Here is a 23963-nt window from a genome sequence, read left to right as displayed (position 1 = left end):
GGTCTTAGTCCGCGGCGGGACCGGCGGTCAAACCGGCCCTCACGCGCTCAGTGCCGCAAGGGCGCCGCTGCCGGGACCGCCGGAGCCCCTTCCCAGCGCGTATGCGCCGGCAGGTTCTCGCCCTTCATGATCACGGTGAGCTGGCCGATCTGCGCGTAGTCCCCGACATGGGTGTCGTAGAGCACGGTGGCACCCGCGCCGACGCAGACGCCCTTGCCGAGCCGCACGCGGCCGACCTTCATCACCCGGTCCTCGTAGAGATGCGTCTGCAGCGCCGAATGGGCGTTGATGGTGCAGAAATCGCCGACTCGTATGCAGTCGAACTCGGTGATGTCGGTCGAGTCCAGCCAGACGCCCTTGCCGTATTTCGCGCCGAACAGCATCAGGAACCAGGGCAGGAACGGCGTGCCGCGCAGATAGTCGAACAGCACCTTGCCGCCCAGGCCCCAATACATCACGGCCACGGCCTCGGTGCGCATCGCCCACCAGGACCACATCGGCTTCATCACCGGCTTGTAGACGCCCATCATCGCCCACTTCACGGCCGCGCAGATCAGCGCCTGCACGATCGCGATCAGCATCGCGACGCCCATGAAGGAGACCACGAGGCCGATCCAGTCGCCCTCGTTGATGCGCTGCTGCAGCACGAGGTCGACGGCGATGGTGCCGAAGGTGATGAACAGCATCGAGGGGAAGGAGGTGTGCAGCGCCTCGAACAGGCCGCGGCCGACCTGCTTCAGCATCGAGGGCTTGTAGGTCCAGTCGTCCCCGAGATCGACCTTCTGCCGCGTCGGCAGCTTGATCGGCGGTGAGCCGAACCAGGTGTCCCCGGGCTGCATCCGGTCATTGGCCGGCGGCTTCGACTTGATGCCGATGAGGACCCGGTCGGGAATGACCGAGCCCGGCGGCACAACGGCATCGTTGCCGACGAAGACCTGTTCGCCCGTGCGCGTCTGGTCGAGGCGCATATAGCCGCGGCGCATCTCCTCGTCGCCGAAGACGACCTCGTCGGCGATGAAGTTGCCGGCGCCGATGCCCGTCACGTCGTAGCGGCCGGAGAGGTTGGTGGAAATCTCCGCGCCACGCCCGATATGCGCGCCCATCAGCCGGTACCAGGCCCGCATGTAGATGGTGGCGAAGAGCGACGAGAGCGTCTCCAGCGTCACCTCGGTCGCCAGCGCCACCGTCCATTTGCGGGCGTAGAAGCCGGAATGGATCGAGTAGGTGCCGGTGCTGACGCGCGGCAGGATCACCCAGCGCAAGCCCGCCATCAGGATGACGGTAAAGGCGATCAGGCCGATCGCGGTCGGCCAGGTCAGGATCGGCAGGAACCAGAGATAGGAAATATCGGTCCAGCTCGCGATCCAGTTGTCGATCTTGTCGAACAGCCAGAAGGCCGGGAAGATCGGCAGCAGGCTGACCGGCGGCACGACGATCAGCATGAAGATGTAGAACGCCGTCAGCAGCGCACGCCTGCCGGCCGAGGCCTCCGCCCGCGCCGGCAGCGTGGCGAGATCGACCGTGCCGACCTTGCGGCCGGGGGTCCCGTCCCAGATCTCGGCCTCGCCGACCTGCGTGCCGGGCGCGATCGAGCTCAGGTCGCCGATCTCGGCATTGTCGCCGATCACCGAGCCATGGCCGAGCACCACGGAGGCCCCGGCAGACACGTCCTTGCCGACGGTGATGCGGCCGATGACGAGCTTGTCGCCGATCGCCTCGCCATTGGCGAAGGTCGTCTTGGTGCCGAAGCTCGCGCCGTCCCCGATCGTGATGAGGTCGATGGCGCCGGCCTCGTAGTCGGAGATGATGACGTCGCGCCCGACCTTGGCGCCAAGCAGGCGCCAGTAGAAGCGCATCACCGGCGTGCCCTGCAGCCACTTGATATGGACCAGCCCCGCGACGCGTGCCGCGAACCACCAGCGGAAGTAGTAGACGCCCCAGAGCGGGTAGACGCCCGGCTTCGTGCGCCCGAGCACCAGCCATTTCAGGGCGATCGCGATGAAGCCGGTGGCAAGGACGATCAGCACGTAGACGCCGAGCAGCGCCGCGATCTGCCCGGCCAGCGAGAGGTCCTCGCCCGACATGATCATGTAGGTGACGAAGACGCCGAGCCATTGCGCCGTCGACAGCCCGATGATGACCGGCAGCACCGCCGCCTGAGCCAGCCCGCACAGGAAGCGGCGCAGGAAGGGCGGCGGCGTGAAGGAGAGGTCCTCGGTCGCGGCGACGCCGCGCTCCTCGAGCAGCGCGGCCATCCCCCGCAGCGTGCGCGCGCCATAGACGTCCTGCAGCGTGATGCCGGCATAGGCCGGCGTCTCGCGCACGATCGAGATGAAGCGGGCGGCGAGCAGCGAATGCCCGCCGAGATCCATGAAGAAATCCGCTTCCAGCGGCAGGCTGGATGCGCCGAGCACACGCTTGGCCGCCTCCAGCAGCGCGGCCTCGGTGGCGTTGCGCGGCGGCTCCTGCTCGCCGTCCGAGCTCGGCGCTGTCAGCGGCGCCGCCTTCAGCATCTTGCGGTCGACCTTGCCGGAGACCATGCGCGGCAGCGATCCGGCCGCCTCGAAATGCGCCGGCACCATGTAGGGCGGCAGCTTCTCGCGCAGCGCGGCCCGCAGCGCCGGCCCGTCGACTCCCACACCCGGCTCCGGCACGACGAAGGCGACCAGCCGTTCGATGCCGTCATCGGTCCGCAGCACGACCGCCGCCTGGGCGACGCCCGGCTCGTCGGCGAGCTTGGATTCGATCTCGCCGAGCTCGACCCGGAAACCGCGGATCTTGATCTGGTCGTCGATGCGGCCGTGGAAGACGATGTTGCCGTTCGCGTCGAGGCTGACGGCATCGCCCGAGCGGTAGAGAACGGGATCGTCTCCGCCGGCGACGCTGGAGAAGGGGTTGGCGATGAATTTCTCGGCCGTCAGCTCGGGACGGCCGTGATAGCCCTTGGCGACGCCGGGGCCGCCGATCAGCAGCTCTCCCTGCTCGCCCGGCTGCACCAGCCGCAGATCCTCGCTGACCACATAGGCGGTGTAGTTCGCGATCGGCGTTCCGATCGTGACGACCTCGCCGGGAACGACTTCGGCCGCGGTGGCGACCACCGTCGCCTCCGTCGGCCCATAGGTGTTCAGGATGCGCCGGCCCGGCCGCGACCATTTCTGGACGATGGCGGGAGGCAGCGCCTCGCCCCCGAGCAGGATCAGCTTCAGCGAGGGCACATCCGCCGGCAGGATGCCGAGCAGCGTCGGAACGGTGTCGATGACGGTGACGCCGGCCTCGCTCAGGATGGCCGGCAGCCTCTCCGCATCGCCCATCATCTCGGGCGAGGCGACGAACAGCGTCGCGCCGACGAGATAGGGCGTCCAGATCTCTTCCATCGACAGGTCGAAGGCGACCGAGGCGCCCTGGAACACCACATCCTCGGGCCCGATGCCGTAGAACGCGTTCCCCGAGCGCAGGAAATGGCAGATGTTGCGATGGCTGATGACGACCGCCTTGGGCACCCCCGTCGAGCCGGAGGTGTAGATCAGATAGGCCGGGTGGTCCTTGGTGAGGCTAGGTGCGCGCGCAGGCGGTTCGACCTCGTCGGCGGCCGCATCGAGCGCTTCCGGCGTCCAGACCGTGCGCTCCGTTTCTTCGGCACGCACCGTCCAGCCCGCAGAGGTGACGATGCCCTTGGCGGCAGCGTCGTTCAGGCAGGTCGCAATACGCTCGACCGGCGCCTCAGCATCGAAGGGCACCCACGCCGCGCCGACCCGCGTGATCGCGATCTGCGCCACCAGAAGGTCGATGCCGCGCGGCATCCACAGGCCGACCATGTCTCCTGGCCCGACGCCCGCGAGCTGCAGGCCCCGCGCCTGCCGGCCGGCGGCCGCCCAGACCTCGGCATAGCTCAGCGAGCGGCCGGGAACGACGAGCGCCGGGTGCAGCGGCCGCTCGGCGACCGTTGCGGCGAAAATCTCGGCGAGAACCTCGTCAAGCAGCAGGTCGGGGCGCTTGTCGCCCGCCAGCATGCCGAGAGCATGGGCGAAGGCCGCCTCTGCCGCCCCCGGCTTCGTCATATCGTTCATCGCGCCCCGCTGCGCTTCGACAGCCACGACCCCGCATCCCGCATCACGGGCGGCAGAAGGAGACTGTTCCTAGCACGCACCTCTAAACGAACCGGTATTGCCGCTTGACGTTGCGTCGTCCGGTCGATCTCCCGGACAGGCAACCCGCCGGTCATGCGCGGCCTGACTGGCATGATCGTCCTGCCGTATCGTGCGTGAACCCGGCATGAATGCGGCGGAACGCCGTCAGAGCCAGTCGGCCTTGTCGCCCCGGACGACGAGCAGCTTGCCCTGCCAGATCTCGACCATGGACGCCTTCCGCGGGGAGACCGCGCCGACCAGCGCGAGGACGGCCCGCGCCACGCCGCCATGGCTGACGATCACGGTCTCGCGGGTCAGGCCTTCCAGCACCGGCCGCACGCGCTCGGCGAGCATGCGGTAGCTCTCTCCGCCCGGCGGCACGAAGCCCCATTTGTCGCGCTCGCGCAGGCCCGCCTGCTCGCGCTCCGCCTTGCGGATGTCGCGCCAGGTGAAGCCCTCCCAGCTCCCGAAGGTGAGCTCCTTGAGCCGGTCGTCGATGCGGTATTCGCCCGCCGCCATATCGAGTTCGCGGCGCAGGATATCCATGGTCTCGCGCGCCCGCTGCATCGGCGAGCAGATGTAGTCGAGCCCGCCGAAGCCGGGTTCCAGCGCCTTCAGGCGCCCCGCCGCCTCGGTCGCCTGCTCGCGCCCGAGCGGGTTGAGGGGAATGTCCTGCCCGCCCTGAAGCCGGCCTTCGCGATTCCAGTCGGTTTCGCCGTGACGGACGAGGATGAGCCGGTGCGGGAGCGTGAGCGGGACCATGCCCGGCTTCTGCACTCTGCCGGCGCCTTCGTCAAAAGCTTCGGACGCGCCGGGAACCCATCCGGCCATGCAGGTTGCATTCGGCTGCGGCGGGTGGCCGATCGGCAACGCTGTCGTGTATAGCGGGCAGCGCAGCCGCAACGACCTGCAACCCTCGACCGCCCGGACCGCCTCCAGATGCCACCCTCCCTCACCCTGCCGGACGGCCGCACGCTGGCGCTGGACGCCCCGCTGGTGATGGGCATCGTCAACGTCACGCCGGATTCCTTCTCCGATGGCGGCCTCCTCCCCGATGCCGACGCGGCCATCGCCCATGGCCTGAAGCTCGCCGAGGAAGGGGCCGCAATCCTCGATATCGGCGGCGAATCGACCAGGCCCGGCCATGCCGTCATCGATGCCGCGACGGAGCTCGCCCGCGTGCTGCCGGTCATCGGCGGGCTGAAGGCGCGCGGCGACACGCCGATCTCGATCGACAGCTGGAAGGCCGAGGTCGCCGAGGCCGCGCTGGCCGCTGGCGCCACCATCGTCAACGACGTCTGGGGCGCCCAGCGCGACCCGCGGATCGCGGCCGTCGCGGCGGCAGCCGGCGCACCGATCGTCCTGATGCACAACCGCGACTCGATCGATGCCGCGCTGGACATCCTGGCCGAGGTGATGCGCTTCCTCGAGCGCTCCGTCGCGATCGCGCGCCAGGCCGGCGTGCCGCAGGGGCAGATCGTGATCGACCCCGGCATCGGCTTCGGCAAGACGCCGCGCCAGAACCTCGACCTGATCCGGAACCTCGACCGCCTCGCCGTCCTCGGCTGCCCGGTCCTGCTCGGCGCCTCGCGCAAATCGACGCTGGGGCTGGTGACCGGCCGGCAGGTTCCGGCCGAGCGGCTTGCGGCCAGCCTCTCCGCGCATCTTTACGGCGCCAGCCGTGGCGCCGCCCTCATCCGCGTCCATGACGTCGCGCCGCATGTCGATGCGCTGAAGGTGTGGCGTGCCATCGCCGACGAAACGCAGGTGTTCTGATGAGCCAAGCTCGCGCAGCGCATGACGCCCGCCCAGCGCACGATGCCGGCCAGATCCTGATCGAGAAGCTGGACATCTACGCCTATCACGGCGTCTTCGCCGAGGAGGAGCGGCTCGGCCAGCGCTTCGTGATCGATCTCGTCCTCGACGCCGATCTGCGCGCCGCTGCCAGCAGCGACGACCTTGCCGACACCGTCGACTACGGCCGCGCCGTCGCCATCGTCAGCGAGGCCTTCACGGGCCGCCGCTTCCAGCTGCTGGAGGCCGCGGCCAAGGCCGTGGCCGATGCGCTGTTCGCCGCCTTCCCGCCGGTCACGCGCGTCGTCGTCACGCTGCGCAAGCCCTCGCCGCCCATCCCGGCGACGCTCGCGGCGGCGGGCATCCGTCTGGGCTTCCAGCGTGGCGACTGAGGCGACCCTCGCCTTCGGCGGCAATCTGGGCGATCCCGTCGCCGCCTTCGCCGCGGCGCTGCGCAGCCTGCGGACCCACCCGGGCATTGCGCTGGGTCGACTCTCCTCGGTCTGGCGCACGGCTCCCTGGGGCAGGACCGACCAGCCGGAATTCCTGAACATGGCGGCGGCCATGGCGACGACGCTTTCGCCGGAGGACCTGCTCTCGCTCTGCCTCGCCCTCGAACAGGCGGCCCGGCGCGAGCGCGGCGAACGCTGGGGGCCGCGCACGCTCGACATCGATATCCTGACCTACGGCACCCAGACGATCGACCGCGAGGGCCTGCAGATCCCGCATCCCCGCATGTCCGAGCGGGCCTTCGTTCTGGCCCCGCTGGCGGAGATCGACCCCGAACGCCTGGTCGCCGGCAGGGCCGTCGCGGCACATCTGGCTCTGCTGCCCGATGACGGAATCCGGCGTGACGAGGCAGCGACCGAACGACTCAGCGCGCTGCTGGCGGCCTGATCACTCGCCCTTGTCGAGCGTGATGTCCGGCGCGGTCGGCACCTTCATGCCGACGACATGATAGCCGGCATCGACATGCAGAACCTCGCCGGTGATGCCGCGCGACATGTCGGAGACGAGGAACACCGCCGTCTCGCCGACCTCCTCGATCGTCACGGTGCGGCGCAGCGGCGAGTTGTACTCGTTCCACTTGAGGATATAGCGGAAATCGCCGATGCCCGATGCCGCGAGGGTCTTGATCGGTCCCGCCGAGATCGCATTGACGCGGATCTTGTCCGGCCCGAGATCGGCGGCGAGATACTGGACGCTGGTCTCGAGCGCGGCCTTGGCCACGCCCATGACGTTGTAATGCGGCATCCACTTCTCGGCGCCGTAATAGGTCAGCGTCAGCAGCGCGCCGCCGTCCTTCATCAGCTTCTCGGCCCGCTGGGCGATGGCCGTGAAGGAATAGGCCGAGATCAGCAGCGACTTGGAGAAATTCCCCTCTGTCGTGTCGACATAGCGGCCGGTCAGCTCGTCCTTGTCGGAAAAGGCGATGCAGTGGACGACGAAGTCGAGCTTGCCCCAGAGCTTCTCGACCTCGGCGAAAACGGCGTCGATCGTCGCGGCATCGGTGACGTCGCAATGGCCGACGAGGTGGCCGCCGAGCTGCTTGGCCAAGGGCTCGACCCGCTTCTTCAGCGCATCGCCCTGATAGGTGAAGGCGAGTTCGGCACCGGCGTCCGCGGCCGCCTTGGCGATGCCCCAGGCGATGGAGCGGTTGTTCGCCACGCCCATCACGAGCCCGCGCTTGCCCTTGAGCAGATTGGCGGTCGGCGAAGAGGCGTTGGAATCAGGCATGGGAAACCCGCGAATGAACGATTGAGCAGGTCTCTTAGAACAGTCCCGGCGAAACGGGAACCGCTTTCGAGAGCGGTCTCCCCGGCTGAATCGTCGGCTCCGGCACCCGCCGGCACCGACGCGTCAGGATTCCGCGCGGGCCTTCATCAGCGCCGTCAGCTCTGCATCGCTCGCCGGCATTTCGATGTCGATCGCCACGAAGAGATCGCCGACGCTCCCCTTCTCGCCTTTGAGCCCCTTGCCGCGCAGGCGGAACTGCTTGGTGGTGCCGGTCAGCGGCGGAATGCTCATCTCGACAGCCCCCGTCAGCGTGGGCACATGCAACGGCCCGCCGAGCACCGCCTTGGCGAGCGGCACGGCGACCCGCGTGCGCAGATCCTTGCCGTCCACGACGAAACGGGAGTCGGGCTTGACCTTGATGGTCATCAGCACGTCGCCGGTCTCGCCCGAGAACGGGTCCGTCTGGCCGAGACCGCGCAGCCGCATCACCTTGCCGTCGCTGACGCCTTCCGGAATGGTGATCTCGACCTCGCGCCCGCCCGGCAGCTTGACGCGCCGCGTGCCACCGTTCGCCGCCTCGGCCAACGCCACCTCGAGCGTGAAGCTCTGCTCCGCCGGCTTCTGCGGCTCCGGCCGGCCGCGCTGGCGCCGCGCCTGCTCGCCGAAGAGCGAGGAGAAGATCTCTGAAGCGTCGAAGCCGGCCTCCCCGCCGCCGGCCGAGGCACGGCCGAAGGGCGAGCCGCCCTGGCCGAAATTGAACTCGAAGCCGCCGGCCCGGCCGCCGCGGGCGCCGGCACCGCCCATGCCTTCGAAGCCCTGGAAGCGCGGCTTGCCCTCGGCGTCGATCTCGCCGCGGTCGAACTGCTTGCGCTTGGTGTCGTCGCCCAGGATCTCATAGGCCGAGTTCAGCTCGGCAAAGCGGTCCTGCGCCTTCGGATCGTCCCGGTTGGCGTCGGGATGCAGCTGCTTGGCGTGTTTGCGGAACGCCTTCTTGATCTCGGCTTCGCTGGCGCCGCGGGCAACGCCCAGAACCTGATACGGGTCGCGCATCCGGAAGAACCTCGTTTCCATACGATATCGGGACAGCCCATCGCGCGGACCATCCTTCGGCTTCTATCTGGGAACGGTGTGGCCCGTGCGCAACACCCGAGGCGACAACCGTCGAAGCCTGCGGTTCAGCCGAGGCCCTTCCAGGCGGCCATGTCCTTCACGGCCCATTCGCCGCCGGACGGGCGGCAGGCCGTGCCCTGCAGCTTGAGCGGCTTGGATTGCGTCTGCACGCTGGCGATGAAGGCGCGGCAGATCTCGTCGGCGCGCAGGAAGGGCCCGCCGACGGGGACGAAGGAGCCCTTGATGCCGCTCTGCGGATTGTCCCATGACACCGCGGCGCCGTTGCCCTGCGGGTCGAGCGCCACCGACATCGCCGCATCCGCCCGGCGCAGATCCTCCGGCCCGAGCTCGCTGGCGAGCGTGGCCAGCCCCGCCGCCTTGTCGGGCGCGCGCGCCGGCAACACCGAGGAGGTGGTCGCGACCTCGTCCTCGGCCTTGCTCGACAGGCCGATGATCGGGAACGAGACCGAGCAGCCGGCACAGAACAGGCCGAGCAGAGCCGCGCCCAGCGCGGCATGTCGGCGCATGGCCGCCCGGCGCGCAGGAAGGCTTTGGCGCGGCTTTGCCCCTGCCCTATATAGACCAGCCTTCCGGAACCGGATTACCACCCGCTCGCCCAACCCCTTGTCGTTCGCAAAGGATTAGAAACGTGGAACGGTTAACGAGCGGTGACTTTACGCAGGCCGACGAGCCTTTCACGCTGTTCCAGGACTGGCTCGACGAGGCGACGAAGTCCGAGCCGAACGATCCCAACGGCATGGCGCTGTCCACGGTCGATGCCGACGGGCTGCCCAACAGCCGCATGGTCCTGCTGAAGGGCCATGATCCGGACGGTTTCGTGTTCTACACCAACACGGAAAGCCAGAAGGGCGAGGAACTGCTCGGCCAGCCCAAGGCCGCCCTGCTGTTCCACTGGAAGAGCCTGCGACGGCAGGTGCGCATCCGCGGCACGGTCACGCTCGTGTCGGATGCCGAATCGGACGCCTATTTCCAGTCCCGCCCGCGTGACAGCCGCATCGGCGCCTGGGCCTCGCAGCAATCGCGCCCGCTGGAGAGCCGCTTCGCGCTGGAAAAGGCCGTGGCCAGCTACACGCTGAAGTTCGGTGTCGGCGAGATTCCGCGCCCGCCCTATTGGCGTGGCTTTCGCATCACCCCGGTCTATATCGAGTTCTGGAAGGATGGTGCCTTCCGCCTGCATGACCGCGTGATCTTCCGCCGCGAAACGGCCTCGTCCGGGTGGACGAAGACGCGCTTCTACCCTTGAGGAAACCCCGCCGATGGCGATGCCCAAATTCGATTTCCCCAAGACGGAACCCGGCCAGCGCCCGGTCATGCTGCTGACGGGCGCCAGCCGCGGCATCGGTCATGCGACGGTGATGGAGTTCGCCATGGCGGGCTGGCGCATCCTGTCCTGCTCCCGGCAGGCCTTCTCCGACAAATGTCCCTGGCCCTCCGGCGCGGACGACCACGTCCAGATCGATCTCGGAGACCCCGAGGACACGATGCGCGGCATCGCCGAGATCAAGAAGCGCCTGCAGGTCGAGGGCGGAAAGCTGCATGCGCTGGTGAACAATGCCGGGATCTCGCCCAAGGGGCGCGATGGCAGCCGGCTCGGCGCCGCCACCACCTCCTTCAACGACTGGCACAAGGTTTTCCAGGTCAATTTCTTCGCCCCGATCATGCTGGCGCGTGGCCTGCTCGACGAGCTCACCGCGGCGAAGGGCGCCATCGTCAACGTCACCTCGATCGCGGGCTCCCGCGTTCATCCTTTCGCCGGAGCCGCCTATGCGACCTCGAAGGCGGCGCTCGCCAGCCTGACCCGCGAGATGGCCGCCGATTTCGGCCCGTTCGGGATCCGCGTGAACTCGATCTCGCCCGGCGAGATCGACACCGCGATCCTTTCGCCCGGCACCGAAAAGATCGTCGCGACCTTGCCTCTGGGGCGCCTCGGCAAGACCGACGAGGTCGCCAAGGCGATCTACTTCCTCTGCACCGATGCCTCGAGCTACGTCACCGGCTCGGAGCTGCATATCAATGGCGGGCAGCACGTTTGATCGGCGCGCTGTCCCGATGAGCTCCGGCGGCGGCCAGGTCATTCGCTTTCCCTCGACGGGTAAGGCCGCGGCCCGGCCGGTGCTCGCGGCATCGGTCGCCGTCTTTCGGGACGGGAAGGTCCTGCTCGCCACACGCACGAAGCCACCCGCCGATCGGCTCTGGTCCCTGCCGGGCGGCAAGGTCGAGGCCGGCGAGACGCTCGAGCAGGCCGCCTTGCGCGAATTGGAGGAGGAGGTCGGCGTCAGCGCCCGCATCCTCGGCTTCAACCGTCATGTCGAGATTTTCGGGCGCGACGGCTCGGGCGCGATCACCCATCACTTCGTCGTCGCCTCCTTCGTCGGCGCCTGGCTCTCCGGCGAGCCGAAGCCGGGGCCCGAAGCCGGGGCGATCATGTGGGCCGATCCGCTGAAGCTCGGCGGGCTCGCCACGACGCGCGAGCTCGGCGAGGTGCTGAGGCAGGCCCACCGCCTCTTCCTGGCGGCGGACGGCTCATGAAGCGAGGCGCGCTGATCGCCGCCATCCTGCTCGCCTTGGCGCCGCTGGGCGCAACGGCGCAGCCGAGACCGGCGGCGCCTGCCAAGCCAGTCCCTCCAAGGCAGGAGCCCCCTCCGGCCGAGCCGGAGGGGCCGGTCTACGAACCGCAGTTGCTCAAGCTGTCGGAAATCATCGGGTCGCTGGCCTATCTGCGCACGCTCTGCGGCGCTGCGGAGGCGCAGCACTGGCATGACCGCATGACCGCCCTCGTCGAGGCAGAGGGCCGCACGCCGCAACGCCGCAACCGCCTGACGGCCGCGTTCAACCGCGGCTTCAAGGCTTATGCGCTGACGCATCGGTCCTGCACCGATGCCAGCCAGGAGGCCGCCGCGCGGCTGGCGGGAGAGGGCGAGCAGTTGTCGCGGGCCCTCGCCGGCCGCTATGGCGGATAGGCAACAGCTGTTGCCGGAATGCGCGGCTCAGGCGCATTCGTCCGGTCGCGTTAACCTTTCTTAAACACCGCGCTGGCGTGCCGCACTGGCACGTCCTAAGCTTTTAGGGTCGCTCAACCGTCGCGATCCGGGGCATAACCGCCGCGATTCGCATCAGATCGAAGGCCGCAGAGACCCTTTTGATGTCAATCCAGCCCGAAGACTCGATGCTCGACCCGAATCTGGCCGATGATCACGGCGATGCGCGCCGCGTTGCCTATGGCTATGTCGAGGACGCCTTCGCGGAGGCGCAGCAGGACGGGCTCGATTCCGACGCCGTCGCCCACGCTGCTCTGTTCGCGGGCTTGCGCACCCTCGTCGAGACCTATGGCGAGGAAGCCACCGCGGTGTTCGCCGAGGCGCTGCCGGAGAAGATCCGCTGCGGGGCCTTCACCAGCGGTACGCGGCACTAGAGACGCGGCCTGAGAATCCGAATCGGATTTCTCGCCCCCCAATTTCTCGCCCCACGCTTGACCCCGGACCCATCGAAGGGCGCAAGGCTCTACAATGGATTCCGGAGCTGCGTTGCTTTGCCGCTTGTCCGGGATGACCGAATGGTTCCCGGGAGAATGGGCAAGCCGTCGCCGGGCCTGCTCAGCCCTGCGGCAGCGCTTCCAGGAAGCGCGCCGGCTCGCCCTGCGATGGCGTCACAATCTCGGCTTCCCACATCACCTTCTGGCCGCGCACATAGGTGCCGACCGGCCAGCCGGTCACGGTGACGCCGTCATAGGGCGTCCAGCCGCATTTCGAGGCGCCCCAGGCGTTGGTGATCGTCTCGCGGCGCTTGAGGTCGACGATGGTGAAATCGGCATCGTAGCCGACCGCGATCCGCCCCTTGCCTTCCAGCCCGAAGATGCGCTGCGGCCCGGCGCTCGACAGGTCGACGAAACGCTCCAGCGTCAGCCGCCCGGCATTCACATGGTCGAGCATGATCGGCACCAGCGTCTGCACGCCCGGCATGCCGGAATGGCTGGCGGGATAAGCGTGGTGCTTCTCCTCATGCGTATGCGGCGCATGGTCGGAGCCCAGCACGTCCACGATGCCCTGCTCGACGCCCCACCAGATGCGCTGGCGGTGGCTGTCGTCGCGGATCGGCGGGTTCATCTGGGCATAGGTGCCGAGCCGCTCATAGCAATCGGGCGCCACCAGCGTCAGATGGTTCGGCAGCACCTCGACCGTCGCGACATCCTTGTGATCCCTGAGGAAGACCATCTCCTCGCCCGTCGAGATGTGCAGGATGTGGACACGCGCCCCGGTCTCCCGCGCGATGCGGACCAGCCGCTTCGTGCAGGTCAGCGCCACCTCCGGCGAGCGCCAGACCGGGTGGCTCGACGGATCGCCCTCGACCCGCAGGTTCATCCGCTCGCGCAGCATCATCTCGTCTTCGGAATGGAAGGCGGCGCGCCGGCGCGTGCGCTTCAGGATCTCGGCGACGCCCTTGTCGTCCTCGACCAGCAGATCGCCTGTCGAGGAGCCCATGAACACCTTGATCCCGGCCGCGCCCGGCAGGCGCTCAAGATCGGGCACGTCCCTGACATTCTCATGCGTGCCGCCGACCCAGAAGGCGAAGTCGCAATGCATGCGGTGCCGCCCGCGCGCGATCTTGTCGGCCAGCGCCTCGGGGCTCGTGGTCTGGGGAATGGTGTTGGGCATCTCGAAGACGGTTGTGACGCCGCCCAGAACCGCCGCGCGCGAGCCGGTCTCCAGATCCTCCTTGTGATCGAGCCCCGGCTCGCGGAAATGCACCTGGGAATCGATCACGCCGGGCAGGATGTGCAGCCCCGTGCAATCCACCACCTCCCCGGCCGAGGCCATCGAGAGATCGCCCAGCGCCATGATCTTCCCGCCGACGATGCCGAGGTCGCGCTGCACCCGCCCGTCCTGATTCACCACCGTGCCGCCCTTGAGGATCACGTCGAAAATCTGCGGCATGGCGGGGCTCCCGGTGGGTTGCTTTGCAAAGGAAATGCGGAACCACGCCGTCATCCCGGACAAGCCGCGAAAGCGGCGCCGATCCGGGATCCATGCCTGAACCGTTCTGGCATGGATCCCGGGTGTCCCTTCGGTCGCCCGGGATGACGGCGCGGTTGAACGGATGCAACGCGATTAGCCGAAACCGTGCGCCGACGCGAGTTGAGAAGACGGAGCGATGCGCCTACCTATCGCCCCTGCCCGCAGGAGTCCGAAACCATGTCCGCCACCCGATTGATCGACCGCGGCATCATCCGCGTCAGCGGCGAGGAGGCGCGCGACTTCCTGCAGAACCTCGTCACCAACGACATGGAGGCGGTGACGCCTGGCCATGCCGGTTACGGCGCGCTGCTGACTCCGCAGGGCAAGATCATCTGCGATTTCCTGATCGTCGCCCTGTCCGAAGAGGATGGTGGCGGCTTCCTGCTCGACACGCCCCTGCTCCAGATTCCCGATCTGATGAAACGCCTGAAACTCTACAAGCTGCGCGCCAAGGTCGCGCTCGAAGACCTCACGGAGCGGAGCGCCGTGCTCGCCTCGGCCGATGGCGCGCCGCTGCCCGCGGAAGCGGGCCTTGTCTATGACGATCCGCGCCTGCCCGCCCTTGGCCAGCGGGCGGTCGTCGATGTGGCGGGCGTCGAAAGCCTCATCGACGCCGGGGCCGAAAGCTATCACGCCCGCCGTGTCGGGCTGGGCGTGCCGGCCGGCGGGCGCGATTTCGCCTATGGCGACACCTTTCCGCATGAGGCGCTGCTCGACCAGCTCGGCGGCGTTTCCTTCAAGAAAGGCTGCTATATCGGGCAGGAGGTGGTCTCGCGGATGCAGCACCGTGGCACAGCCCGCACGCGCGTCGTGCCCGTGCTGTTCGATCAGGGCGTCGCGACGGAAACGGGCGCCCAGGCCGTGGCGGGCGGCAAGGTCCTCGGCGCCATCGGCTCCACGGCGGACGGCAAGGCGCTTGCGATGCTGAGGCTCGACCGGCTGGCGGATGCGCTCGCTGCGGGCGAGACGCCGCTGGGGGGCGGGCTGGCGTTCCATCTCGCCGAAAAGCCAGGCTTCATCCGTTTCCCCTTCCCCGGCGAGCCGGGCTTCGGAGCCGCCGCATGAGCGAGAGCATGGCCGTGAGCGAAGAGCGGATCGCCATCGAAGGGCCGGACGGCAAGTTCCGCTGCCGCTGGCCGGGCACCGACCCGCTCTATCTTGCCTATCACGACACCGAATGGGGCGTGCCCGAATATGACTCCCGTGCACTCTGGGAGAAGCTGATCCTCGACGGCTTCCAGGCCGGCCTGTCCTGGATCACGATCCTGCGCAAGCGCGACGCCTTCCGCGCCGGCTTCGCCGGCTTCGAGCCGGAGGTCGTGGCGCGCTTCGGCGAGGCCGATGTCGCCCGCCTGCTCGCCGACCCCGGCATCATCCGCCATCGCGGCAAGATCGAGGGCACGATCAGGAGCGCCCAGGCCTATCTCAGGATCAGCGAGCGCGAGCCCTTCGCCGATTTCCTCTGGAAGCATCTCGACGGCCGCGTGTTGCAGAACAGCTTCCGCACGCAAGGGCAGGTCCCCGCCCAGACGAAGCTCTCCGAGGCGATGTCGAAGGAGCTCAAGCAGGCCGGCTTCACCTTCTGCGGCCCGACGATCGTCTATGCCTTCATGCAGGCCTGCGGGCTGGTCAACGATCACCTCACCGGCTGCTTCCGCTACGAGGAATGCGCCGCCCTGGCGCGCGACGTGCGCCCGGCCGCCTGACGATGGCCCGTACGCCGTCCCCGCCCCGCGCATGGCAGCGCATGCTGTCCGGCCGCCGGCTCGACCTGCTCGACCCCTCCCCGCTCGATGTCGAGATCGAGGACATCGCCCATGGTCTCGCCCGCGTCGCGCGCTGGAACGGGCAGACGCGCGGCGCCCATTCCTTCTCTGTCGCGCAGCACTCGCTGCTGGTCGAGGCGATCGCGAGCCACCTCAACCCCGGTTGGAGCGATGGCTGGCGCCTGATGGCCCTGCTGCACGACGCGCCCGAATATGTCATCGGCGACATGATCTCGCCGTTCAAGGTGGTGATGGGCGACGCCTACAAGAGCGTGGAACTGCGCCTGCTCACGGCGATCCATTTGCGCTTCGGCCTGCCGGCGACGACGCCGGCCATCCTGAAGAAGAAGACGAAGGAGGCCGACACCATCGCCGCCTTCTTCGAGGCAACACGTCTGGCGGGCTTTTCGCGGGAGGAGGCGCTGACCTATTTCGGCCGCCCCAAGGCGCTGCCGGCCGACGTGCTCGCCTGGCTCGATCCGCTGGAGACCGAGGCGGCGCAGGCGCACTTCCTGGCGCGCTGCGCAGCCCTGTCCGGCCTGCCGGCGCCGGCTGAACTCACTGCGTCAGGCGGACCTGGCTGATCTCGGCGGCGATCGACTTGAAGATCGGGCTGAGCTGCGAGGCCGATGTCACCTCATAGTACATATTGGCCGAGGACGCGCAGTTGCGCAGCAATGTCGCGTTCCCGTCCATGACGCGGATCGTGTAGAGCTGGATGCCGCTGGCCTTGATATTGGTGCAGGCCAGCGCCGTCCGGCTGTCGATCTGGGACTGGTTCGAGGTATAGCGGTTCTGCGTGTTGTCGCCGTCGGTCAGCAGGATCATGTATTTCTTCAGCCGCGGCTCGCCATAAGGCTTCGCCTCGGTAAACGGGGCGTTCGGCGACAGCGTTGTCCAGCCCCAGACCGCACCGATGGTGACGTTGGTGTTGCCGCTCGGAGTCATCGCGTCGATGCGCGAATTCAAAGCGCTCCAGTTGGATGTCAGCGGCATGATCTCAGCCAGCGAGGACACGGCGCACCAATAGGCCGGGTATTGCTGATCCTGGGAACCGAAAGAGTAACTGTCGTTCGTGTCGTAGCTCTGGTCCCGGTCCTGGATGCAGCCCCCGGTCGACTTGGCCCAGGTCGCTTTGGTCATGGTTTCGCACTGCTGTTCGTACTGCCAGGTCTGGTAGTTCCAGACCTGCTTGCAATTTCGCGTCGCGCCATATCGCATCCACGGCTCGTTCTGGAAACTGCGGTCGATCCGGACCTGCGTGGCGAAGGGAACGATCGAGATCCTGATCTGGTCCGTCTCCTGCGTGGCGTCCTGCATGATCTTCACGAGATCCTTGGATGCCTGCTTCAGCGCCGTCATCTTGTTGTTCGACGACATGGAGCCGGTGTTGTCCAGCACCAGCGCGAGCTCGATCGTGTTCGTGCCCCAGGTCGACTGGCTCATGGTGGAGACGGGCAGATTGGTCGTGCCGAGGACCTGCGCCACCGTCGCGGGGACATTCCCGTTCGCGACGATCTTGACGGTCCGCGCCTTGCGATCGATCGCCACGGTGGCGCCCGTGAACTGGTCCTGAACGTCCGCCGGCAGGTTGGCCTTCAGCCAGTTGTTGATGCGGTCGGTGAGCTGGGCGTCCGTCAGCGTCTGCGCGTCGCGGGCCGCCATCAGCGCCGCGGAATCGACGGCGGAGGACAATGTCTGCCGTACCCGGCTGGCGCGCGAGTAGTCCACCGCTACGCCGATCACGCCCATCAGCGGGACGAGCGAGAGCCCGAAGATCATGATGACATTGCCGCGCTGATCGTCGCGGAAGCGGGCGAGCCAGCGGCGGAAGAGGCCTCTCTTGCACATGGTCTTGATCCCGAAGGGCACGTTCGGCCTTAGCCATGAGGCCGCCGGCTTACGAATTGCTGAAGCCGATCCGCAGAATCTCGCTGCATCTATGCATTTTGAGTGAAAATCCGCCGATGCAGCGGCCCGAGCGCAGTCTGAATCGGCGCTGCGGCGCGATCCGAACCCCCGTCTTTGCACGCGCATCTTTTCCGATATGGAACAAGTGATCGCCGAAATCGGGCATTTCGGGAACAATCGATTTGGGAGAGCATGGCTTCACCCGATGCGGAGGATGACCATGACCGGAACGCCTGTTCTCGACCTGCCGACCGGCGTCGCTGTCAAAGGCGCCGTCCAGCCTCGCTTCGACGAGGTGCTGAGCCATGACGCGCTCGCCTTCGTCGCCGAGCTGCACCGCCGCTTCAACGAGACGCGCAAGCGGCTGCTGGCGCTGCGCGCCGAGCGTCAGAAGCGCTTCGACGCCGGCGAGACGCCGGACTTCCTGGCCGAGACCCGCCATATCCGCGAGGGCGACTGGACGGTGGCGCCGATCCCCGCCGACCTTCAGGACCGCCGCGTCGAGATCACCGGCCCGGTCGACCGCAAGATGATCGTCAACGCGCTCAACTGCGGCGCCAAGGTCTTCATGGCCGATTTCGAGGATGCCTCCTCGCCGGTCTGGGCCAATATGGTCGAGGGCCAGATCAACCTGAAGGATCGCTGGGCCAACACGATCGACTTCACCGATCCGACCACCGGCAAGGCCTATGCGCTGAAGCCCAACCCCGCCGTGCTGATCATCCGTCCGCGCGGCTGGCACCTGCCGGAGCGGCATATTCTGATTGATGGAGAGGAGGCTTCGGGCTCCCTGGTCGATTTCGGGCTCTATCTCTTCCACAACGCGAAAGCCGCGCTCGCAGCCGGCTCCGGCCCCTATTTCTACCTGCCCAAGCTCGAGAGCCATCTCGAAGCCCGGCTCTGGAACGACGTCTTCGTCGCGGCGCAGGCCGCGCTCGGCCTGAAGACCGGCACGATCAAGGCCACCGTCCTGATCGAGACCCTGCCGGCCGCCTTCGAGATGGACGAGATCCTCTACGAGCTGCGCGACCACATGGCCGGCCTCAACTGCGGCCGCTGGGACTACATCTTCTCCTTCATCAAGAAGCTCGCCCGCAACCCGGCCTATGTCCTGCCCGACCGCTCGCAGGTCGTGATGACGAAGGCCTTCCTGAACGCCTATTCGCTGCTGCTGATCAAGACCTGCCACCGCCGCGGCGCCTTCGCCATGGGCGGCATGGCCGCGCAGATCCCGGTCAAGAACAACCCGGAGGCCAACGCCGCCGCCTTTGCCAAGGTCAAGGCCGACAAGGAGCGCGAGGCCGGCAACGGGCATGACGGCACCTGGGTCGCCCATCCCGACCTCGTCCCCGTCGCGATGGAGGTCTTCGACCGGCTGATGCCGCAGGCCAACCAGCTCGACAAGAAGCGCGAGGACGTCAACGTCACGGCGAAGGACCTTCTCGAGGTCCATCAGGGCACGCGCACCGAAGAGGGCTTCCGCGAGAACATCCGCGTCGGCGTGCAGTATCTCGAAGCCTGGCTGCGCGGCCGCGGCGCGGTGCCGATCTACAACATGATGGAGGACGCCGCGACGGCCGAGATCAGCCGCGCCCAGATCTGGCAGTTCGTCAGCTATGGCGTCGAACTCGAAGGCGGCACCAGGGTCACCCCCGACCTGTTCAGGCGCTGCCTGACCGAGGAGATGGCGCGCGTGAAGACCGAACTTGGCGCGGAGACCTACGACAAGGGCCGCTTCCCCGAGGCGATCGCCCTGTTCTCGGAGCTCTCGCTGGCGCCGCAGTTCGAAGATTTCCTGACGCTACCGGCCTATGGGAAGCTGTGAGGGGGCGAGGGTTTGAGAATGAAGGGCGCCGCCGAAAGGCTGCGCCCTCTGCTAATTGCGAGCATGGAATCTATTGCATTCGAAACATCTGAATGCTCAAAATTAGCATCGATAATCTACTAATTTCCCATGTCGTTTAATAGTATCTCAAAGAATGCCGCATTGCGCTTCTCGGCATCGGAAATCAATTTATCGAAACCAAGGATTTCGATAAAAACATCGAAATCTTCATGGTACTTAAATAGGCCCTTTTTATCCCACGTTTCATCAAAATCGTATCGCCGCGCCAAATTTCGCAGAGTAGGCTCCATATCCGCAACAATGATCGCCGTGATAGGTGTCGAAGGTGGTATATCTATTGTCTTACCAGAAGATGTTACGAATGATTTTCGCTCACGAATAAACTCAACTGTGTCATGTATTTGTTTTACCGGGTCCTGCCCCTCGCGTCCGAAACTGTAGTCATCGCGCCCAGGTCGCTTGAACTCAACAATAACCACGGAGGTATTGCCTTGACCGCCGGCGACATAACACTCATCGTAAAATGCGACGTCAGTGACTTTGTCGCCTAACTGGCGTCGCCCTCCATGCAGCGTGCGGTCGCTCGATATGTAAGACACGAACGCCAGACGCTCGTCGAGTAGCCAAAGATTGTGTTGGAAATACTTAGTAGTCGCAGAATCTGTAAGCCGCGGAAACATCAGTTGGTGGAATGCGTCCTCTCGCGTCATATCGCCCGCGTCATCCGCGCCTCGAAGGCGATCGGCTACCTCGATAACCGCCTTGCGATGCACAATGTATTCGGCAAGAGCGTCACGATAGGTATCAGAGACGCGCTGCAAAAGCTGCGCCTTCCGCTGAGCAAAAAGCTCCTTGTTCGCGATGGTAGTTTGCACAAAGCTCGTCCAGCGCCTCTCTTCGCGTAGACGCTGAACAGCAAGATCAGAGACAAAGTTCTCTTGTCGCCAATTGTTTGGCTTTGACTTCACGTAGTCGGCAATCGTTATCCCATTAAGCCCATACCGTAATAGGGGATGCCGCGCAATTAACTGAACAACCTCGTCGCGTTGGTCCTTTTTTATCTTATCATGCTGTTCGCTTTCTGTAGCCAATATCGCTTGGCAGGCTTTATCAACGATTTCTAGGATCTCATCGTCACTTGCCTCCAATGAGGTGCGCGCTTGGTTTGCATTTTCGTCGAAGAATTCGCCGGACAAGCTAGCTATTACAACGTACTCACTGCCGTCTGATTTCTGGAACGCTGATTTTCCAAGTTTGTTTTCAATAGCGCGCCCCGCGCCGAGCAATCGGTTATCAGCAAAGAACATCAGGGCATGTCGGGCGAACGGCTTCCCCCGGGCGACGCGTGATACATCACATTTGAATTGATATGACGCATCTCTGAGCTCAACCGGGAACTCGTGCGTCTTTTCGTGGCTAAAGACGCTTGCGAAATGCGAACGTAGATCGAACTCCTCTGCGCCAATAAAGACTCTTGTATCGGGCATGCGGCCGTCGACGAGGTAAGTCAGGAAATTGCTAGAGAGATGATTCAAAATCCGCTCTGCATTCAGCTCTTCCCACTTCTTATGATAGGAAGGCTTGATTTGCTTGAAAGTGACTGCACAGCCCGTATCGAATTCGGGACCATTCCCGCCAATTAAATCGATGATCTCTTCGTCGGCATAGACATCGAACTTGAAATTGCGGGTGACAATAGAGCCATTTGGCCCCTTCGATTTCGAGCGGTAAAGGACGTCATTGAACACTTTGAAGGCCACGAAGCGCCCAAAACCCTTGCCGCCTCGCTTGAGTTTGTGACCGGTGAAAGGTGTGAGGAAAGCTTTGTAGTTTGAGTCATCGAGACCGCAGCCGTTGTCGGAAATCGTAACGGTGAACTCTTCCGGCGTTGTGCCTAGGGAAAACGAGAACACAAGTTTGCCTTCGGCTGCGATCTTAGCGCCCCCGTGGATGTCGAGCAAAGAGTGGATTGCATTCGAGCCCGCCTCATAGACAGGCAGCAGGAAAGCGTCGGCGTGTCCAGCAAGATGGGTACGTTCCAGCACCGCCGGCATATCAGGCTTAAAAAGCTGCGCCATAACATCCCCAAACGTTGCACTTATCCGTATACTCATAGTCAGATATCAGGCGAAGGCCCACCCGTTATGTTCGGGCTTATCCCGACATCCAAGCCTTGAACGCAACCTTCAATCAGCTAAGACTGGGACGGTCGCCACAAGGGCGACCATGACGGGTACGAACGACGAAATAATCCCCGCCCCCTTCCACCCCCCGGGACGGCCATCGGAAGGCAAGTCATTGGCGGGGAAAGGCGCGGCGCATGCGGCTGGCTTTGAACGCCAAACTCGGCAGGTTTCGGGGCACCGCCCAAACTGGACCAAACGCTGGAAGAACCCCTCTCCTGTAAGGAGAGGGGCAGGGGAGAGGTGTCGGCCCCTGGACCAGCGGGGCGCAGACCTCACCGCTGCCATGCTGAGCCTCAAGCGGAAAACGGCCGACACCTCTCCCTGCCCTCTCCTTACAGGAGAGGGTTCTCTGTTGAGGTTCCGAGCCCCCCGCGGATGGCGGCGATGACAGCGTCGCGGTCGTTCAGCACCATCTCATTCCGAAACCGGATCACCGTGAAGCCGTGGCGCTCGATCTCCTGCGTGCGCGCCGCGTCGTGGTCGCGTTCGGCGTCATGCTGGGCGCCGTCGAGTTCGATGACGAGCTTGCGCTGGAGGCAGAGGAAATCGAGGGTGTAGCCGAGCAGCGAAACCTGCAGGCGGAACTTGAGCCCGTCGAGCCGGCGGTTGCGCAGCAGCGACCAGAGGATGTCCTCGGGCTCGGTGGCTTGGCGCCGGAGTCGTCTCGCGAAATGGCGCTGTTCGGATGCCATGGCCGTGATGCTGCCGCCGATCGCATCGACGATCAACGGCGGTCCCTCACCCCTGCCCCTCTCCCATCCGGGAGAGGGGTTCCCCGCGCGTCCCGCGCAAGACTAATCCCCGCCTCCCGCACCGCCCTTAATCTGCCACCACCTCATCCCCGAGGGGCAGCCATCCGGAGGTGTGCCGTTGGTGGGGGTGGGGGCGGCGCCTGCGGCCGGTCTCACAAGCCGGACTCGGGAGGCTTCGGGGCACCGCCCTGGGGGTAATACGGCCCCTGCGCGAGGAGCTCGCTGGACGGCAAGGTGGCGCGCAAGGGTTTCGCGAGCCAGGGGACGACGAGGCCGTGTCGGGCCGGCGAGGGACAGGCCCCTCCCGCAACCCGGCGCCAGCGGCTGAAAGCGCCACCAGGCGGACGAAACAGCGGATGCGACGCCAGCCCGATAAGCGCGGCCCGGAGACTGAAGAACGCCGGAAGCGGAGCGCCACGGGGCGTGCGACGGGTGGCTCAATCCTGTCGCGCCGCGTCCTGGCTCAACGGATGCGGACCTGATACCCACGCGCCTCGCGGCGCTCCGCTGCCCCTCGTCACATCCGCCATGCCTGGGGCATGGGCGGGGATTTGTCCTGCCCGTCCTTCCCGGGCGGAGCGCGAAGCCCTCCCCACAAGCGGGAGGGGATCGCGTCGCGCTTCCGGCGCGGCCTCGTCCCGGGATGCTTGGGTCGAGCCCGGGCAGGACGCGCCGGGTTGGCGCCCTGCTGCCGACCCGCCCTCGAATCGGCTAGACCCACCCCATGACCCAGCCCTTCCCCGCCCGCCTCGCCGCCGCCGTCGCGCGCTATCGCGCCGAGGTGGCCGGCCCGCGCGAACATCTCTCGCTGCTGCGCTGGCAGATCGATCAAGGCCATGCGCTCGACTCGCGCGACACCTTTCCCGGCCATGTCACCACCAGCGCCTATGTGCTCTCGCCCGACCATGCCCGCATCCTGCTGATCGACCATGTCGTGATCGGCCGCTGGCTCCAGCCCGGCGGGCATTGGGAGGATGCCGAGAGCTTCCACGCCTCGGCCGCGCGCGAAGCGCTGGAGGAGACCGGCGTGCAGGGGCTGCGGCTGCATCCCTGGCATGGGGACAGCGACCTGCCCTTCGTCATCGACAGCCACGACGTCCCCGGCAAGCCCGCGCGCGGCGAGCCGGCCCATGTCCATCACGACCTGCAATATCTCTTCCTCGCCGATCCGGACGCCCCGCTCGTCGCCCAGATCGAGGAGGTCCATGCCGCCGCCTGGAAGCCGCTGGCCGAACTCGCCGACATTGCCCCGCTCGGGCTGGCGCGGATCCGCAGCCTCACGCCGGCGGGCTGAGGGCTGCGGCATCGCGGCCGCGTTGACGGCTCCGGCCCGGCATCCTAGAACTGTGCGCAGATACTCCACCCCAGTATCAGAGCGCCGATGCCGCATACGCCCGAAGAGAAGAAGCGCGCCGTGACGCGGCTCAGGCGCATTCGCGGCCAGGCCGATGCGCTTATCGCCGCCGTCGAGCGCGGCGAGCCTTGCGGCGCCCTGCTGCAGCAGCTCTCGGCCCTGCGCGGCGCCGCCACCGGGCTGATGGCCGAGGTGCTGGAAAGCCATCTGCGCGAGACGCTGATGGGCCAGGCCTGCGGAGACCACGTCGCCCGTGACCATGCACCGGCGAGCGAGCCGGCCGAGATCGGCGAGATCATGCGCGTGATCCGCCCCTATCTGAAATGACCCGAGAAACCGAGGAAGGA

Annotated in this window: 23 protein-coding genes; 14 read left to right on the top strand and 9 right to left on the bottom strand. The window is 66.3% G+C overall.

Going from position 1 to position 23963, the window contains the following annotated elements; genetic code table 11:
- Positions 1-47 precede the first annotated feature (47 nt).
- Together BW981_RS10750 and BW981_RS10745 are read right to left on the bottom strand one after the other, a co-directional pair.
- Positions 48-4067, bottom strand: a complete 4020-nt coding sequence (locus BW981_RS10750) for a Pls/PosA family non-ribosomal peptide synthetase (protein ID WP_076439000.1) — start codon at positions 4065-4067, stop codon at positions 48-50.
- A gap of 225 nt (positions 4068-4292) precedes the next feature.
- Positions 4293-4889 carry a histidine phosphatase family protein gene (locus BW981_RS10745; protein WP_076438907.1) on the bottom strand — a complete coding sequence of 199 codons (597 nt, stop codon included), beginning with the start codon at positions 4887-4889 and terminating at the stop codon, positions 4293-4295.
- Positions 4890-5066: 177 nt separating this feature from the next.
- Between BW981_RS10745 and folP the strand changes: the two genes are divergently transcribed.
- The 3 genes from folP to folK are packed head-to-tail and all read left to right on the top strand — an operon-like array spanning position 5067 to position 6818.
- A complete protein-coding gene (gene folP, locus BW981_RS10740; RefSeq protein ID WP_076438905.1) occupies positions 5067-5903 on the top strand; it encodes a dihydropteroate synthase in 837 nt (278 codons plus the stop codon).
- Complete coding sequence (gene folB, locus BW981_RS10735; protein WP_076438902.1) at positions 5903-6313, top strand: dihydroneopterin aldolase; 411 nt, start codon at positions 5903-5905, stop codon at positions 6311-6313. Before folP ends, folB begins: the two co-directional genes overlap by 1 nt.
- A complete protein-coding gene (gene folK, locus BW981_RS10730; protein ID WP_076438900.1) occupies positions 6303-6818 on the top strand; it encodes a 2-amino-4-hydroxy-6-hydroxymethyldihydropteridine diphosphokinase in 516 nt (171 codons plus the stop codon). The genes folB and folK overlap by 11 nt, the downstream gene beginning before the upstream one ends.
- On the opposite strand, the gene fabI is transcribed toward folK, so the two are convergent.
- The 3 genes from fabI to BW981_RS10715 form a co-directional block, all read right to left on the bottom strand.
- Positions 6819-7658, bottom strand: a complete 840-nt coding sequence (fabI, locus tag BW981_RS10725; RefSeq protein ID WP_076438898.1) for an enoyl-ACP reductase FabI — start codon at positions 7656-7658, stop codon at positions 6819-6821.
- 123 nt (positions 7659-7781) lie between these two features.
- A complete protein-coding gene (locus tag BW981_RS10720) occupies positions 7782-8708 on the bottom strand; it encodes a DnaJ C-terminal domain-containing protein (protein ID WP_076438998.1) in 927 nt (308 codons plus the stop codon).
- A 125-nt stretch (positions 8709-8833) separates the two neighbouring features.
- Positions 8834-9295 (bottom strand): RT0821/Lpp0805 family surface protein, encoded by a 462-nt coding sequence (locus tag BW981_RS10715; RefSeq protein WP_076438895.1) that lies wholly within the window; start codon positions 9293-9295, stop codon positions 8834-8836.
- Between the two features lie 122 nt (positions 9296-9417).
- On the opposite strand from BW981_RS10715, the gene pdxH reads away from it, so the two are divergent.
- The 5 genes from pdxH to BW981_RS10690 all read left to right on the top strand — a co-directional run bounded on the left by pdxH (position 9418) and on the right by BW981_RS10690 (position 12201).
- Positions 9418-10032, top strand: a complete 615-nt coding sequence (gene pdxH, locus BW981_RS10710; protein ID WP_076438893.1) for a pyridoxamine 5'-phosphate oxidase — start codon at positions 9418-9420, stop codon at positions 10030-10032.
- Between the two features lie 67 nt (positions 10033-10099).
- On the top strand, positions 10100-10822 hold the full coding sequence (locus BW981_RS10705; protein WP_076438996.1) for an SDR family NAD(P)-dependent oxidoreductase: 723 nt from the start codon (positions 10100-10102) through the stop codon (positions 10820-10822).
- A gap of 16 nt (positions 10823-10838) precedes the next feature.
- Entirely contained in the window at positions 10839-11318 is a 480-nt protein-coding gene (locus BW981_RS10700; RefSeq protein ID WP_076438891.1) for an NUDIX hydrolase, read from the top strand.
- Positions 11315-11749 (top strand): TIGR02301 family protein, encoded by a 435-nt coding sequence (locus BW981_RS10695; protein ID WP_076438888.1) that lies wholly within the window; start codon positions 11315-11317, stop codon positions 11747-11749. The genes BW981_RS10700 and BW981_RS10695 overlap by 4 nt, the downstream gene beginning before the upstream one ends.
- A 182-nt stretch (positions 11750-11931) precedes the next feature.
- Positions 11932-12201, top strand: coding sequence for a hypothetical protein (locus BW981_RS10690; protein ID WP_244560288.1), 270 nt, complete (start codon positions 11932-11934; stop codon positions 12199-12201).
- Between the two features lie 181 nt (positions 12202-12382).
- On the opposite strand, the gene BW981_RS10685 is transcribed toward BW981_RS10690, so the two are convergent.
- Entirely contained in the window at positions 12383-13720 is a 1338-nt protein-coding gene (locus BW981_RS10685; RefSeq protein WP_076438886.1) for a dihydroorotase, read from the bottom strand.
- 258 nt (positions 13721-13978) lie between these two features.
- Here BW981_RS10685 and BW981_RS10680 point away from each other — a divergent pair, with 258 nt between their 5' ends.
- Genes BW981_RS10680 through BW981_RS10670 form a run of 3 tightly spaced genes read left to right on the top strand, consistent with a single transcriptional unit; the run spans position 13979 to position 16151 of the window.
- A complete protein-coding gene (locus BW981_RS10680) occupies positions 13979-14866 on the top strand; it encodes a CAF17-like 4Fe-4S cluster assembly/insertion protein YgfZ (protein WP_076438885.1) in 888 nt (295 codons plus the stop codon).
- A complete protein-coding gene (locus BW981_RS10675; RefSeq protein WP_175624092.1) occupies positions 14863-15507 on the top strand; it encodes a DNA-3-methyladenine glycosylase I in 645 nt (214 codons plus the stop codon). Before BW981_RS10680 ends, BW981_RS10675 begins: the two co-directional genes overlap by 4 nt.
- A 2-nt stretch (positions 15508-15509) precedes the next feature.
- Positions 15510-16151 carry a YfbR-like 5'-deoxynucleotidase gene (locus tag BW981_RS10670; RefSeq protein ID WP_076438992.1) on the top strand — a complete coding sequence of 214 codons (642 nt, stop codon included), beginning with the start codon at positions 15510-15512 and terminating at the stop codon, positions 16149-16151.
- Here the strand turns inward: BW981_RS10670 and BW981_RS10665 are convergent.
- The gene (locus BW981_RS10665) at positions 16126-17418 is read right to left on the bottom strand and encodes a vWA domain-containing protein (RefSeq protein ID WP_076438883.1); all 1293 of its coding nucleotides are present in this window, start codon (positions 17416-17418) and stop codon (positions 16126-16128) included. The genes BW981_RS10670 and BW981_RS10665 overlap by 26 nt on opposite strands.
- A gap of 280 nt (positions 17419-17698) precedes the next feature.
- Between BW981_RS10665 and aceB the strand changes: the two genes are divergently transcribed.
- The gene (aceB, locus tag BW981_RS10660; protein WP_076438989.1) at positions 17699-19303 is read left to right on the top strand and encodes a malate synthase A; all 1605 of its coding nucleotides are present in this window, start codon (positions 17699-17701) and stop codon (positions 19301-19303) included.
- A 119-nt stretch (positions 19304-19422) separates the two neighbouring features.
- Here aceB and BW981_RS10655 read toward each other — a convergent pair whose 3' ends face one another.
- Both BW981_RS10655 and BW981_RS10650 read right to left on the bottom strand, forming a co-directional pair.
- Entirely contained in the window at positions 19423-21402 is a 1980-nt protein-coding gene (locus tag BW981_RS10655) for a Shedu immune nuclease family protein (RefSeq protein ID WP_076438882.1), read from the bottom strand.
- A 440-nt stretch (positions 21403-21842) separates the two neighbouring features.
- Entirely contained in the window at positions 21843-22238 is a 396-nt protein-coding gene (locus BW981_RS10650) for an endonuclease domain-containing protein (protein WP_210188658.1), read from the bottom strand.
- 748 nt (positions 22239-22986) lie between these two features.
- Here BW981_RS10650 and BW981_RS10645 point away from each other — a divergent pair.
- Both BW981_RS10645 and BW981_RS10640 read left to right on the top strand, forming a co-directional pair.
- Positions 22987-23556, top strand: coding sequence for an NUDIX hydrolase (locus tag BW981_RS10645; RefSeq protein WP_076438880.1), 570 nt, complete (start codon positions 22987-22989; stop codon positions 23554-23556).
- Between the two features lie 87 nt (positions 23557-23643).
- Complete coding sequence (locus BW981_RS10640) at positions 23644-23943, top strand: metal/formaldehyde-sensitive transcriptional repressor (RefSeq protein WP_076438879.1); 300 nt, start codon at positions 23644-23646, stop codon at positions 23941-23943.
- The last annotated feature ends 20 nt before the right edge of the window (positions 23944-23963 follow it).

The sequence above is a fragment of the Allobosea sp. TND4EK4 genome, from assembly GCF_900156025.1.
Taxonomy (GTDB): Bacteria; Pseudomonadota; Alphaproteobacteria; order Rhizobiales; family Beijerinckiaceae; genus Allobosea.
This window is presented reverse-complemented; position numbering and strand designations above follow the sequence as displayed.